14 protein-coding genes are annotated in these 14,078 nt (G+C 38.3%); 2 read left to right on the top strand and 12 right to left on the bottom strand.

Features of this window, described 5'->3' with window-relative positions; all coding sequences use genetic code 11:
• The first annotated feature begins 7 nt into the window (after positions 1-7).
• Positions 8-277, top strand: coding sequence for a hypothetical protein (locus PALI_RS20165; RefSeq protein ID WP_138584711.1), 270 nt, complete (start codon positions 8-10; stop codon positions 275-277).
• A 13-nt stretch (positions 278-290) separates the two neighbouring features.
• Here the strand turns inward: PALI_RS20165 and dinF are convergent, their stop codons facing one another.
• Positions 291-1,625, bottom strand: a complete 1,335-nt coding sequence (gene dinF / locus PALI_RS16140) for an MATE family efflux transporter DinF (protein ID WP_193156480.1) — start codon at positions 1,623-1,625, stop codon at positions 291-293.
• Between dinF and PALI_RS16135 the strand changes: the two genes are divergently transcribed.
• Positions 1,605-2,630 carry a polysaccharide deacetylase family protein gene (locus PALI_RS16135; protein ID WP_193156479.1) on the top strand — a complete coding sequence of 342 codons (1,026 nt, stop codon included), beginning with the start codon at positions 1,605-1,607 and terminating at the stop codon, positions 2,628-2,630. The genes dinF and PALI_RS16135 overlap by 21 nt on opposite strands.
• Positions 2,631-2,855: 225 nt before the next feature.
• Here PALI_RS16135 and PALI_RS16130 read toward each other — a convergent pair whose 3' ends face one another.
• From PALI_RS16130 to PALI_RS16080, 11 genes are all read right to left on the bottom strand, one after another.
• A complete protein-coding gene (locus PALI_RS16130) occupies positions 2,856-3,887 on the bottom strand; it encodes a protein-glutamate methylesterase/protein-glutamine glutaminase (RefSeq protein WP_138584713.1) in 1,032 nt (343 codons plus the stop codon).
• An 8-nt stretch (positions 3,888-3,895) separates the two neighbouring features.
• Positions 3,896-4,513: a chemoreceptor glutamine deamidase CheD gene (cheD, locus tag PALI_RS16125; protein ID WP_138584714.1), complete on the bottom strand. Its 618-nt coding sequence runs from the start codon at positions 4,511-4,513 to the stop codon at positions 3,896-3,898.
• Positions 4,503-5,327: a CheR family methyltransferase gene (locus PALI_RS16120; RefSeq protein ID WP_193156478.1), complete on the bottom strand. Its 825-nt coding sequence runs from the start codon at positions 5,325-5,327 to the stop codon at positions 4,503-4,505. The genes cheD and PALI_RS16120 overlap by 11 nt, the downstream gene beginning before the upstream one ends.
• A gap of 21 nt (positions 5,328-5,348) precedes the next feature.
• Positions 5,349-8,045, bottom strand: coding sequence for a methyl-accepting chemotaxis protein (locus PALI_RS16115; protein ID WP_193156477.1), 2,697 nt, complete (start codon positions 8,043-8,045; stop codon positions 5,349-5,351).
• A gap of 53 nt (positions 8,046-8,098) precedes the next feature.
• The gene (locus PALI_RS16110; protein ID WP_138584717.1) at positions 8,099-8,584 is read right to left on the bottom strand and encodes a chemotaxis protein CheW; all 486 of its coding nucleotides are present in this window, start codon (positions 8,582-8,584) and stop codon (positions 8,099-8,101) included.
• Positions 8,581-10,692 (bottom strand): chemotaxis protein CheA, encoded by a 2,112-nt coding sequence (locus tag PALI_RS16105; protein ID WP_193156476.1) that lies wholly within the window; start codon positions 10,690-10,692, stop codon positions 8,581-8,583. The genes PALI_RS16110 and PALI_RS16105 overlap by 4 nt, the downstream gene beginning before the upstream one ends.
• 14 nt (positions 10,693-10,706) lie before the next feature.
• Entirely contained in the window at positions 10,707-11,069 is a 363-nt protein-coding gene (locus PALI_RS16100; protein WP_077536366.1) for a response regulator, read from the bottom strand.
• Positions 11,070-11,077: 8 nt separating this feature from the next.
• A complete protein-coding gene (locus tag PALI_RS16095) occupies positions 11,078-11,350 on the bottom strand; it encodes an STAS domain-containing protein (protein WP_138584720.1) in 273 nt (90 codons plus the stop codon).
• Between the two features lie 152 nt (positions 11,351-11,502).
• Positions 11,503-12,120, bottom strand: a complete 618-nt coding sequence (locus PALI_RS16090) for an SCO family protein (RefSeq protein ID WP_193156475.1) — start codon at positions 12,118-12,120, stop codon at positions 11,503-11,505.
• Positions 12,117-13,046, bottom strand: coding sequence for a heme o synthase (gene cyoE, locus PALI_RS16085; RefSeq protein WP_182701669.1), 930 nt, complete (start codon positions 13,044-13,046; stop codon positions 12,117-12,119). Before cyoE ends, PALI_RS16090 begins: the two co-directional genes overlap by 4 nt.
• 12 nt (positions 13,047-13,058) lie before the next feature.
• On the bottom strand, positions 13,059-14,048 hold the full coding sequence (locus tag PALI_RS16080) for a COX15/CtaA family protein (RefSeq protein ID WP_193156474.1): 990 nt from the start codon (positions 14,046-14,048) through the stop codon (positions 13,059-13,061).
• Positions 14,049-14,078 lie beyond the last annotated feature (30 nt).

The following is a 14,078-nucleotide window of genomic DNA, read 5'->3' as shown; positions in this document are numbered from 1 at the left end:
CCTATAAATGCTAAAGCCACTCATCTACCGCTTAGGAAGCAATCCTAAGCTTAGTTTAGCGCGCTTTTTTCGCGGCCTAGCACTGTTTGTGCTAGCCGTAATATTAATATGCATTGGGTATTATACCCATTACAGTTTACAAATAATTGGCGTGGTAATTTTAGTCCCCGCATTATTTTTTGCCGGTTGGGGCTACTGCGGTATTTTTGCTAATCGATTTTCTCAGGTCATTAAAAATATAGGCCCTCAGAGTAACGATCCCGATTTATGGAAATAGCCCACCATCGCACTTAATCTAGCAACTGGTTATTTGCTTTGAGTCTTTGATATTTAATAATTAAAGTTATGCCTCGCATTAACATAAAAATGCTCATAGCTAGCCATAACCCATTATTTTGTAACTCACTAAATACCCAAAACACTCCAAAAAACCCTACCGTAGCTGAAAGTAGCATACTATTTCGCATATCTTTTGCACGTGTTAAGCCGACAAAAATACCATCAAACAAAAAACAGCTCATAGCAAGTAAGGGCAATGCAATTACCCATGGTAGATAACGTGTAGCCTCATTAATAACCTCTGGTACATTGGTTAAAAGCGTAATAATTTGAGCGCCAAAAACTGCAAAAAATAAGCTATATAATAAACCAAATAACATCCCCCAAAATACACTAATTTTAACCCAGAGCTCTATGTTATATACGCTTTTTTGACCTTTTGCTTGCCCTACTTTTGCCTCACTGGCATATGCAATACCATCTAGAGCGAAACTGACTAACATTAAAAAATTAAGCAGCACGGCATTAGCCGCAAGCGTCGTTTCGCCAATTCTGGCGCCGTAAAAAGTCATAAAGCTAAAACACAATTGCAGTACTAAAGAGCGAATAAAAATATCACGGTTTAAACTAAGTAAACCCGCCATTTTTTTAAAGCTAAACCAATTCGGTACGCTTAATTCTATTGCTTGTTTTTTAGCTAACTTAACAACCAAAAAAAGTGCAAAGACGAGTGCTGTGTAATCAGCAATAAGTGATGCCCATGCAGCACCAGCAACCGCCCAATCTAGGTAAACTACAAAGTAAATATCGAGCACTATATTTACAATATTTGTTACTAATAATAAATAAAAGGGTCCTCGGCCGTAATGCACTCCTAGCATCCAGCCTAACAGCACTAAATTACATAAAGCCGCAGGCGCACTAAAAATACGGATACTGAAATACTGGTACGCTTGAATGAGTACATCGCTATTAGCTGCAGACAAAAATGCAATAGCGTGTTTTATTAATGGGGATAGAGCAATAAGTAATACAGCAACAATAATTGCAAGTAATAAGCTTCGCTTAAGTAAGGCGGCTAATTGAGTTAAATCATTTTGCCCGTAGGCCTGAGCAACCATGCCGGTTGTACTCATTCTTAAAAACCCTGCTAACCAAAATAAAATAGAAATAACAGCAGAGCCTAGTGCAATACCGGCTAAATAGTGAGCGCTACCTAAGTGACCAATAACAGCAGTATCAACAATTCCTAACAGTGGTACTGTGATGTTTGATAGTATCATCGGACCGGCTAACAACAACAAGCTTTTATGGTGTGCTTTATTATGTATAAGAAATTGTTTCATTTAGTATTATTTACTCTCATTAGTTTATCTCTACGCGCTCAAGCAGCCGTTATTTTACAATACCATCATGTTAGTGAAACCCTTCCAGCCGTCACTAGCGTTAGCGCTGATACTTTTACAAAGCATTTAAATTATTTAAAAGACAATAACTTTAACGTTATTCCTCTAAACAAATTACTCAGTGCTTTACAACAAGGGCAAACCTTACCTGAGAAAACCATCGCGATCACTTTTGATGATGGCTACAACAATAATTATGATGAAGCAGCACCTATTTTAGAACAATTTGGCTACCCGTATACTATTTTTGTAAACCCCAAATTAATAGATGAAGGTCAAAGCTATGTGATGGGCTGGGATAAACTTAAAGAATTAAGTAAAAAAGGGGCGCTTATAAGTAACCACAGTGCTCAACACAATTATTTGCATATTAAGCTTGAAAATGAAACCACCGCGCAATGGAAAGTACGTATTAAGCAAGATATTTTACACTCACAACAGCGTATAAAAGAAGAAATTGACCAAGACTACAAATACTTAGCTTACCCATATGGGGAATTTAGTAATCAACTGCAAACCCTTATAACTGAGCTTGGCTTTATTGGAATTGGACAGCATTCTGGAGCGGTAAGTAAAGACTCAAATTTCAGTCGTTTACCACGTTTTCCTGCCTCTGGTTTTTATAGCAATTTAGAGACGTTAACAACTAAAATTAATTCTCGAGCGTTCAGCATTACTAATTTAACTTACCAAGATAGTGTGACGCAAAACAATCCACCCAAGTTAACTATTGAGTTTAAAATGGGTAGTTTTCACAAAACACAATTTGCCTGCTATGTATCAAGCATTGGCCAAGCAAACTTAAACTGGATAAATAAAAATACGGTTGAAGTGACGTCACCCCAAGCACTTAAAAAGGGCCGCTCTCGCTTTAACTGCACTGCGCCTTCCATTGAAAACCCTAGCAGCTATTACTGGTTTTCTCAGCCTTGGGTTATTCAATAACAAAGCAGCTATTTTCGGCGCTAACTGCGTTGAGTTTATTTGCAATAGTGTTCTAAATAAAAAATTTTAACGACATTATGGGGTGATTTAATTCATTAAGTTGCTCAAACACTTATGCCGAACGGTATTATTACAAAGTTACACGCCCTAAGCTCTCGTAAAACATCGTACTTTGCATTTTGATGGTATTTGGCGCAAATTATAACTTAGGCTTTTTAGCCTAAGTTAATTTTTAATAATCTGCTTTAAAAGACTCTGAGCCACTTTATCAAGAGCAACTACTTCATTAACTGCATCTAATTCTACAGCTGCTTTTGGCATCCCCCACACAACAGATGAATACTCATCCTGAGCTATGGTGTAAGCGCCATTTTGTTTTAATGCAAGCAATCCTTTTGCGCCATCACTCCCCATACCGGTAAGAATTGCGGCAACTATATTTTTAGCTCCTATTTCGATTAATGAATTAAATAATACATCTACAGCAGGCTTGTGCCTGTTAACAGGGTCGTTATCATCAAGCTGGCAATACAAGCCTATGCCTTGCTTTTTAATACTTAAATGAAAGCCTCCAGGTGCTATATACGCCCAACCAGCATTCAGCTTGTCGCCATGTTCAGCCTCTTTTACATTTATTATGCATGTACGATTCATTCGCTCAGCAAACGAAGTACTAAACACCGGCGGAATATGCTGTGTAATAACAATCGGAGGGCAATTTTTGGGCATTTTAGTCAGCACTTCTTTTATCGCTTCTGTACCGCCGGTTGAAGCACCTATCGCTATTATTTTATTTAGTGAAAATTGAGCATTAACATGAATAGGCTCATTTATAATGACTCCTTTTTTAGCGCTTCTTACTCTTGCACCGGCTGCTACTCGCACCTTTTGCTGAACCAATGATGCGTATTGGCTCATTTGCTCTTTTATATTGTTGGTAGGTTTAGCTATAAAATCAATAGCCCCTAATTCTAATGCTTCTAATGTAATGGGAGAGCCTTTTTGGGTTAGCGTAGAGATCATCACTACAGGCATAGGCCTTAATCGCATTAGGTTTTTTAAAAAACTAATACCATCCATTTTTGGCATTTCTACGTCAAGCGTTAGCACATCGGGGTTGAGTTTTTTTATCATTTCGCGTGCTTCGTAAGGGTCCTCAGCACTACCAACTACCGTGATATCTTTAGCCTGCTGTAATATCTCTGTGAGTAAACGCCTAATTAGAGGAGAATCATCTATTATCAATACTTTAATCATGCATACTCCTAAAACAGCTCTATATCTGTTGTTACTTCTTGCTTTTTAAGGTTTTGCAAATAACGTACTTCGCGTTTTTCAATCGTGTTGTTATGTAAATTTCTTAATTTTTTCATATAAACTTTACCGGTATGCGGATGAAAAAATATTTTTCGAGGCCATGGCCCACCCATATCATGAGCAACTAAATTTAACGCCTCCTCTTCAATATAAGCCATTGCAAAACTAATATTTCCCAGTCCAATATCGGTCATCGCACTAATAATTTTACCGCCCCCAAACAATTTTATTTTTAAGTTATGGCGAGACGCTCCATTTTTTAATACCTCATTTATAAGGTACTCCATGGCCCAGTTACCGTATCGGCAACTCAAACTATGCGCGTTTTTCAGATCTGTGTCTTTCTGAATAGGAAGCATAAAATGGTTCATCCCTCCAATTCCCAAGCTCTCATCATAAACACAGGCAGCAATGCACGACCCCAGCACGGTAGAAATAAGCTCGTTATTTTTAGAAACATAAAATTCACCTGGAAGCACCTTAGCAACAACACTGTCTCTGCCTGAATCCCAATATCGCTTTATGTGCTCAAAGCTAGGTAATACGGGCCTAAGTTCAGCGTGCATCAGCGCTCTTTTGGTACATAGTTTTTCCTAAATTTTTAAATTGCGAATGCTCTTTACCCATACTCTCTGAGTGACCCAAAAACAAATGACCTTGCGAATTTAGTATGTTGGCGTAGCGCTGAAAAAGCTGATCTTTTGTTTCTTTATCAAAATAAATAACAACATTTCGACATAAAATAAGATCGAACGACCCTTTCATAGGCCAGTCTTGCAACAAATTTAAGCGCTTAAATGAGATAGATTCTTGTAGTTTATCTTTAACTTTATAGCTTTCACCGTCTTTACTCGTTAAAAACCAACGCTTAAGTTGCGCCGGTTCTAATCCATTCACATTAGCAGCTGTATAAATACCCTTTTGTGCTTTCTCCAGTACGTTAGAATCCAAATCTGTGGCTAATATTTTTACGTCCCAAGTACTTGGAAATGCGTTATATATTGTCATCGCCAAGCTGTAAGGCTCTTCACCTGTTGAACAACCAGCAGACCAAATTCTTACTCGCTTACTTTGCTTATTTGCTTTTAGAAGATCAGGTATAAGCTGGGTTCTAATAAATTCAAAGTGATGTATCTCACGAAAAAAAGACGTTAAGTTAGTTGTTATTGCATTAATAAATGCATCAAACTCCTGATCTTTATTACTCTTTAAGTATTCTAAATAAGCTTCAAAATTATTTAGCTTTCGCTCTCTAATACGCCTTGCTAAACGTGAGTAAACCATTTCACGTTTATGATCACCTAAAACAATACCGCATGCGTCATAAACTAAACTAGCAATCTCTTTAAAGTCGCGATCCGTACATAAAAACTCTTTCATTATTCGCTCTCAGTAAAGCTGTTAAAACTCTTCCCACTCATCAGCTGAATCAACAAAGTTATCGCCTCTGGGTGTACTTCGAATAAAGCTACTTTGTGGTTTATGGGATAATTCAGGTGTTCGCACAGTCGGCGAAATGATTGCCATATCTTGCTGACCTAATGAGAAAAAATTAAGTAAGCGGCGCATCTCATTAGCTTGTTCAGCCATCGACTCACCAGCTGCAGAAGCTTGCTCTACTAGAGCTGCATTTTGTTGCGTCATTTCATCCATTTGAGAAATAGCTTTATTAACCTGTTCAATACCGGCACTTTGCTCTTCGGATGCTTCTGTAATGTCAGAAATCATTTGCGTGACTCGTTGTACCGATACAACAATTTCTTTTAGCGTCGCGCCTGACTCATTCACTAATTGAGAACCATCGGCCACTTTACCTACACTATCTCTTATTAACTCTTTAATCTCTTTCGCTGCACCTGCAGAGCGTTGCGCTAAGTTTCGTACCTCACCAGCAACCACTGCAAAACCACGCCCTTGCTCACCCGCTCTTGCCGCTTCAACTGCAGCATTAAGCGCTAATAAGTTAGTTTGAAATGCTATTTCATCAATTACACCAATAATATCTGCAATCTTTTTGCTCGACTCATTAATAGCCGACATACTTATTACTGCTTTATTAACAACTTCACCGCCTTGAATCGCCTTTTCACATGTTTCTTCAGCTAGATCGTTTGCAACTTTGGCGTTATCTGCATTTTGACGAACTGTACTGGTCATTTCCTCCATGCTTGATGCTGTTTCCTCTAACGAGGAAGCTTGCTCTTCTGTCCGCTGACTTAAATCTGTATTACCCTGTGATATTTCCTCTGCGCCACTGGCTACCAACGTTGCTGATGAATTTATACGATTAATTACTTCAGTTAACTTATCTGCCGTTGCATTAGCATCACGTTTTAATTTATCAAATGAGCCTTTATAATCTTTTTCTATTCGTTTTGATAAGTCACCACTCGCCATTGCACTGAGCATATTGCCAGTGTCTGCAACTGTATCGTCGACTATTTTTACTAAGCTATTTAACCCTTGTGCCAAGCGCAGGAAAAACCCTTGTTTCCCCTCCTCCATAACTCTTGCATCTAATTCCCCACTCCCAGCAGCACCAATAAGCTGGGCAATTTCTTTTTCAATTGCAACCTGTGCGGTTCTATCTTCCCACTCAACCACTGTGCCTATTTTTTCTTGCTCTGATGTTATTATAGGGTTAGCGACTAAACCAAATGTGCGTCCGCCCACTTTAATTTCGGTGCTATAAGTATTTGTTAATTTGGCAAGGAGATTTTGCTGATGCGCTGGATTTTTGTGAAATATGTCAATGTTCTGATTTATTAGATTTGTACTGTCGAAATTAGGTAAATCTTTTTGTAAATCTTTTTCAGCAATACTCATCATGTTTCTAACAGCAGCATTCATATAAACAATGACGTTTGATACATCTGCAATCATTGTATTCGTTGCTACTGTATCTAATGCTTGACGTACACGTAGATTTTCTTGTGCTGCTCTACGTTCTTCTTCCGCCTTTGCAACGTCGTTTGTAATATCTTCCCACTCGACTATAGTGCCTAGCCTTTTTCCTTCGTGGCTTATCCAAGGCGATGCAATCAAGGTAAAAACAAGCCCCGCTAAGCGTAATTCAGCTTTGTGCGGTTTCTCTAAGTTTTTTAATAACTCGCGTTGGTGCGATGCTTTTTTATGAAAGTCATCAACACAAGTTCCGACTAAGTTTTCAACAGAGAAACTCGGTAATACTGTTTGCAGTTCCTTTTCTCGGACCTTAAGCATTTCTTGAACTCGATCGTTCACAAATACAATATTAAGATCTTTATCAGCAATCATTACGCTTGCTTGGCATACTTTGAGAGCACTTGCTAAATCTGCGGCCTTTCGAGATGACTTTTCTAATTCTTTTTGTGCACTAATATCAGATGCATATTTAATAACTTTATATGGCTTACCATTCATATCATAAATTGGGTTATAAGAAGCTTGTATCCATACCTCTTTACCATGTTTACCAATTCTTAAGTATTCACCAGAATCAAATTCTCCACGGCCTAGTTTTGCCCAAAATTCTTTATATTCATCACTATCTGCATATTCAGGTTCAACAAATAATCTATGGTGTTGTCCTTCAATCTCACTGAGCTTATAGCCAAGCGCATTTAAAAAGTTTTCATTAGCGTTAATAATAGTGCCATCTAAGTTGAACTCAATGACCGCTTGAGATTTGCTGATCGCATTAATCTGTCCCGAAGCATTTGCCGATATAAGCTTTTGCTCGGTGATATCTGTAGCAAATTTAATGACTTTAAGTACTTGACCTTCCGAATCAAGAATTGGATTGTAAGTAGCCTGAATCCAAACTTCTTTACCGCTTTTAGCAAAACGCTTAAACTCATCTGAAATAAACTCACCATTGCGTAAGCGTTGCCAAAAGCTTTTATAGCTATCACTTTGTGCATCATCATTCAAAAATAAAGAGTGGTGTCGTCCTTGAACCTCTTCTAACCGATACCCCATTACGTTTAGAAAGTTAGTATTAGCAGTAATTATTGCACCACTAGGTTCAAACTCAATCACAGCTAATGACTTATTTAATGCATCTACAATTAAATCATTACTCGATTTTGACTGCTTTGGATTACTAAACCATCCCATGCCCATCACCACCTTTAAGTTTATTTTGAGTACTTTATTTAGCTATTCTCTTGCTAAATGTTCATTGTTTTTTGCAGGTCAATTAATGCCACCATTTTTTCACCAACATTGACTAAACCAGCTACATACTCACAATTATTTGAGTCAGATATATTTGGTACTGCTTTAGCATCTTGCTCTGCAATGCTGTAAACATCTGAAACAGCATCTACTGTTATGCCTATAATTTTGCTACCTTGTTCAAATTTTATTTTGACAACAATAACAACGGTTAGAGGGCCATAATCAGTACTTGGTAATCCAAAGCGTAATCGTAAATCAATTATTGGAACTATCGTTCCACGTAAATTAATAACGCCTTTTACGAACTCAGGTGCATTAGGTAGCACTGTAATTTCTTCCCAGCTCCGAATTTCTTGCACTGTTAAAATATCCACACCGTACTCTTCATCGGCCATCATAAAAGTTAAAAACTGCTTTATACCTTGTTGCTGCTGAAGGTTTAATTGGTTACTTAGCTGGTTTTGATCGGAAATCATAACGCCTCCAGGGCGACGCTTGGTTCAAGGCTTAGCTCTTGGCTACCTGGTTTTTTCAAACCTGAAAGTTTTATCAAACCACTAATATCAACAATTAGTGACACGCGCCCATCGCCTAAAATTGTTGCCCCTGATACACCATCAACCTTGTGGTAATTAGCCTCTAAACTTTTAATAACCACCTGCTGTTGAGACAGTAAATCATCAACAAGTAACCCTACCTTTTGGTTGTCGGTTTCAACAACCACAAGTAGAGTTTTATCTAATGATTCAATCGCATTGTTATGATTAAAAATATCGTAGAGTCTTAAAATCGGAATATATTCATCTCGAAGTCTAAGTACATCGAGGTTTTTACCTACTCGGCTCACCTTTGCTATATCTATTTGTAGTGACTCCACAATCGAAATAAGTGGAATAATATAAGTATGCTGACTCACTTTAACGAGTTGACCATCTAAAATAGCTAATGTAAGGGGTAACCTAATCGTAAATGTAGAGCCAACCCCTGGAGCAGATGTTACTTCTACTGAGCCGTTTAATGATTGAATATTTCGCTTTACAACATCCATGCCGACACCACGACCCGATAAATCACTTACTTTGTCCATAGTCGAAAAGCCTGGCATAAAAATAAGCTCATTAATTTCATCATCACTAAGACTGTTATCTGCTGAAATTAACCCGTTACTTATTGCTTTTGATCTAATTTTTTGTGTGTTGAGTCCTTGCCCATCATCCATTATCTCAATCACAATATTACCGCCTTGATGAAATGCATTTAAAGTAACCGTGCCTACAGGATCTTTTCCAGCAAGCACTCTTTGCTCAACCGTCTCTAAACCATGATCGAGCGAGTTTCTAACCAAATGCACCATAGGATCTGATATTTTTTCCATCACGGTTTTATCAAGCTCAGTTTGCTCTCCAATCAACTTCAGCTCTACCTGTTTATTTAGCTTTTGCGCTATATCACGGACCAAACGCGGAAAACGACTAAATACAAAGTTAATGGGGAGCATGCGTATGCGCATTACATTTTCTTGTAAATCACGTGTGTTATGCGCTAGTTGCGCTAAACCTTCTTGCAAAGACGTGATAGTCGCGGGCGTAATTTCTTGCTCGCTCAGTTGATTGAGCATGGCTTGTGTAATCACGAGTTCGCCAACCATGTTTATCAATGAATCAACCTTATCAATACCGACACGAATAGAAGTAGATTCAGGGGTTGTTGCTGTTTTTTTATTTGTACTTGCTGCTGGAGATATTGGATTGCTAGGCGATTTAACGCTTGTTGGTACTACGACTACTGGTTTTGATGTTTCAGTTTCAATAGCTTGGGGTATATTATCACTCGAATTTTTACTTATTGATATTTGATCATCGTCAGTAAATACGCCACCACATAGTTCAATAGTGATGTCGGAGTCATCTTCAACCCATTCAAAAACTTCTTTTATCGCGCTTTCATCACGGCTTGTATTTAAGAAAAAGCGCCAGTGTAAAAAACATTCATCACTGCTTAAATCTGTAATATCAGGAACTTCGTCATAAAATACGGTCGTTTCTAAGTCGCCAAGCTCTTGAAGCTCACCAATCATATATAGAGGCTCATTGCCTGTTTTAAATAAATGATGATGAGGCTTAAAATCAATTTGGTAGGTATTGCTGTCTGGTTTTTGATTTTCGCTTTGAGATATGCTTTCTTGGCTATCGCTTTTCACTCCTAGTACGCTTTCAAATTGCATGCGTAAGGAATCTGCCTCAGTTAGATCAGGGTCTTGCTCTGCTTGAAGTGCAGCAAGCAATCCACGTAAACAATCAACTGCTTTGAGTAACAAATTAACATGTTCAGTGCCAAGCTCTCGCTCTCCTTGGCGAATTTGATCTAATAGTGTTTCAAGTACATGAGTGAAATCAGCAACAGAGCTAAAGCCAAAGGTCCCGCTTCCTCCTTTAATTGAGTGAGCAGCTCTAAATATAGTGTTTATAGTTTCTAAGTCTTCCTCTCCAGGCACCAAGTTTAAAAGCTCAGCCTCCATGGTATCTAGGCCTTCAAAACTCTCTTCAAAGAAAACTTCAAAAAATTGACTTAAATCTATACTCACGCTGTGCTCCTTTGCTAACGAATAACCTTTTTAATTACCGCGAGCAGCTGCTCAGGATTAAATGGCTTAACAACCCACCCAGTCGCGCCAGCTGCTTTACCTTCTACTTTTTTTTCTAATCCAGACTCTGTAGTTAGCATTAGTAGCGGCGTAAATTTATAATTAGGCAATGTACGCAGCTCTCGGATTAATGTAATCCCATCCATTATTGGCATATTCACATCAGAAATGACGGCATCAAAATCTTGCTGCTTAGCTATAGCAAGTGCCTCACTACCATCTTTTGCTTCAGTTACATCAAACCCTGCGGTTTTTAAAGTAAAACTCACCATCTGACGCATTGATGCAGAATCATCCACCGCTAAAATTTTTTTCATATACACCCCTAACCTTTACTGTCAATTATTAAGTACTGGCTTAATCCCAGCTGATTAATTGTATGTGTTAAAGCCTCACTACTGCCTACCCATATTATTTTATGCTGTATGGTGAGTAGGTGTTTTTGTAAAGCGCATAAAAGTTGAATTGAAGCCGTATCAGCAGAAATCACATCGCTAATATCAAGGCAAATGTCGTCGTTGCTATGAAGCTCTTGTAGTAAATCTTGATGCAGTATTTCAACTTGTGTGATGGCAAGTTCGCTAGGAAGCTTTAACATTTAATGAGCACATTCCCTGTTAATTCAGATCATAATAAAAGCTTAGACCTAGTTAATGAAATTGCCATAAAATGCATGATTAATTTTGAATTGAAGTGAAAAAACGTAAAAAGGAGCATAAAGCCCCTTTAAAATTGGTAAAAAGTAAAAAACTAGTTTCTATAGTAGTTCGCTATTTTTGTAAATTCTTCGGTAAGCTGAGTCGCGTTAATGAGCGGTACACTACCTTGCTTAAATTCAGGTTTGAATATAGCTCTTAGTGCACCACTTTGGTCAACCATCGCGACTGAGGCACTATGATCTACTGCATATTCTGACTCGCTACTATCGCTAATCGCATAAATTAAACCAAGCTCTCTGACTACCGGAAAAAGATGTTTATGCTCACCAGATACGGCTAAAAAATCAGGGTTAAAATAATCTATATATTGCTTTCTCTTTGCAGATGTATCTCGATTAGGATCAACCGATAGAAACCAAATTTGCAATGGATAATCCGCTTTTAGATTTTTATACACCACATTTAGCTTAGCCAGTGTTAAAGGGCAAATATCTGGGCAACTTGTATAACCTAAAAACACTAAATTCCATTGACCTACAAACTGCTGTTTAGTGACCAATTCGCCATGCTGATCATTTAGCGTAAAATCAGATAATGGTTTTGCCTTTTTGTAAACCAACGCATTAACATCTGGAGGGCTATTCTCATTAGAACATGCTGATAAAAACAAAGCTAAAACAACAATTAATCCAAGCCATAACTGCTTCATAAAGGGAGCCATTTATCTATAAATAAGACCACAAAGAGTACCATTAAATGAACAATCGAAAAACGAAATAAATCCATTGCAATCTCATCATTTCCGGCAATTTTTAACTTAACTGCTTTATAAATAAATACTGCATTTAATACACACGCGCCTATCAAATATATTAATCCCGACATACCAATTAAATAAGGTAGTACACAAACAACAGCGAGTAAAACAGAGTAAGCAACTACACACGTTTTACAAAAATCAATTCCGTGTGTTACCGGTAACATAGGGATTTTAGCGCGTTCATAATCGCTTTTTCGCGCTATGGCCAGTGCCCAAAAGTGTGGTGGGGTCCACGTAAATATAATCATCACCAATAGCCAAGGTGCGGCTGCCATTTGGTTTGTTTCTGATACCCAACCTAACAATGGTGGCATTGCACCAGCTAACCCTCCAATAACAATATTCTGTGGTGTTGCACGCTTTAAAAATGACGTATAAACAAAAGCATACCCTACCAAGGCAAACAGCGTTAAGACAGCTGTTAGAGTATTGGCCCAAATCATCAACATAATAAATCCTGCCACCCCAATAACAGCCGCAAAACTAAGAGCGTGCATTTTACTTAAACGCCCCTTAGCCACTGGGCGGTGACGGGTTCGTGCCATTTTAGAATCTATCTCGCTGTCAACTACATGATTAATAACAGCAGCTGCTGCAGAAAGTAGCCCTATGCCTAACAAACTAATAAATTGTACCGCTATACCACGCCCAACATCGGGAGCCAGTGCTAACCCAACCCAAGCAGTTAATACAAGCATTGCTACCACTTTAAATTTACTAATTGCCAAATAATCTTGTAGCAAATTATAACTGCGTAAAGCCAGCGGCTGAGTATTAGCGGGTAGTATTGCTTTTTTATCAATTGTAAGTGCCATAACATTTCCCCTTTATGTGCGTGATTTTAAGTAATAACACAGCCTAACCATACTCAATAACAGTATGGCAGCCATTAAGTTATGCGCTAGCGCAACACCTAACGGAAAGTGCCAATGTACTAGAATAAGTCCTAAGCTAACTTGGCAAAACAGAAAAAATAATACACTTACAACACAATTTTTAATCTTTTGAGAGTAAGCCTCGCTGTATATTTTCCACATAACGAGTGCCAAAACGACACAAGTAACTAATGCCCAAATACGGTGCAATAAATGAATAGACATTCGCGCTTGCTGCGATAGCACGCCAAACTCATAACTACTGTGCTCTAACGGTAATTGAAACACGCTACTTAATGAAAACGGCTGTGCATAATTACAAAATGGCAAACCACTACAATGGGGAGCGGCATAATTTGCAGCAAGCCAGCCACCTAACGCTATTTGTATAACAAGCACACCAAGCGCAATTAGACTTAATCCAAAGTAGTGCTTAGCTGCCTCATCACCGCCCATAATCAGCTTTGCTGTTAACCTTAAATACAACAAAGTAATAAGCGATAAAATACTAAAACCTCCAAGTAAATGGCCCATTACTATTAACGGTTGTAAATTCATAGTCACAGTCCACATACCTAGTGCAGCTTGAAATACAACCAATAATAACAATAACAATGGTAACTTCACTGGCGTTGTTGGGTATTGACGCTTTAAAAAAGCGAGTATAAATAAAGCTAAAATGAGTAACCCAAGCGTGCCGGCAAAATAACGATGAATCATTTCTTTCCACGCTTTAGCTGTTTCGAACATCATGTCTGGATAGCTCTGTGTAGCAAGCGCAATATCGGCCTCATGCTTAGGAACTGTTAAAAAACCATAACAGCCAGGCCAGTCAGGGCAACCCAACCCCGCATCGCTTAAGCGAGTGTAAGCACCTAGCGCCACAACAATCAAAGCCAGCAGTCCAGTTACTAACACTAAGTTTTTATAATTTTTATACATCGAATACTCCAACTTAAACCAAATGGAACT

Origin of the sequence: Pseudoalteromonas aliena SW19 (genome assembly GCF_014905615.1) — a bacterium.
GTDB lineage: Bacteria > Pseudomonadota > Gammaproteobacteria > Enterobacterales > Alteromonadaceae > Pseudoalteromonas > Pseudoalteromonas aliena.
Note: the sequence above shows the minus strand (reverse complement) of the source record. Positions and strands in the feature narration are given on the sequence as shown.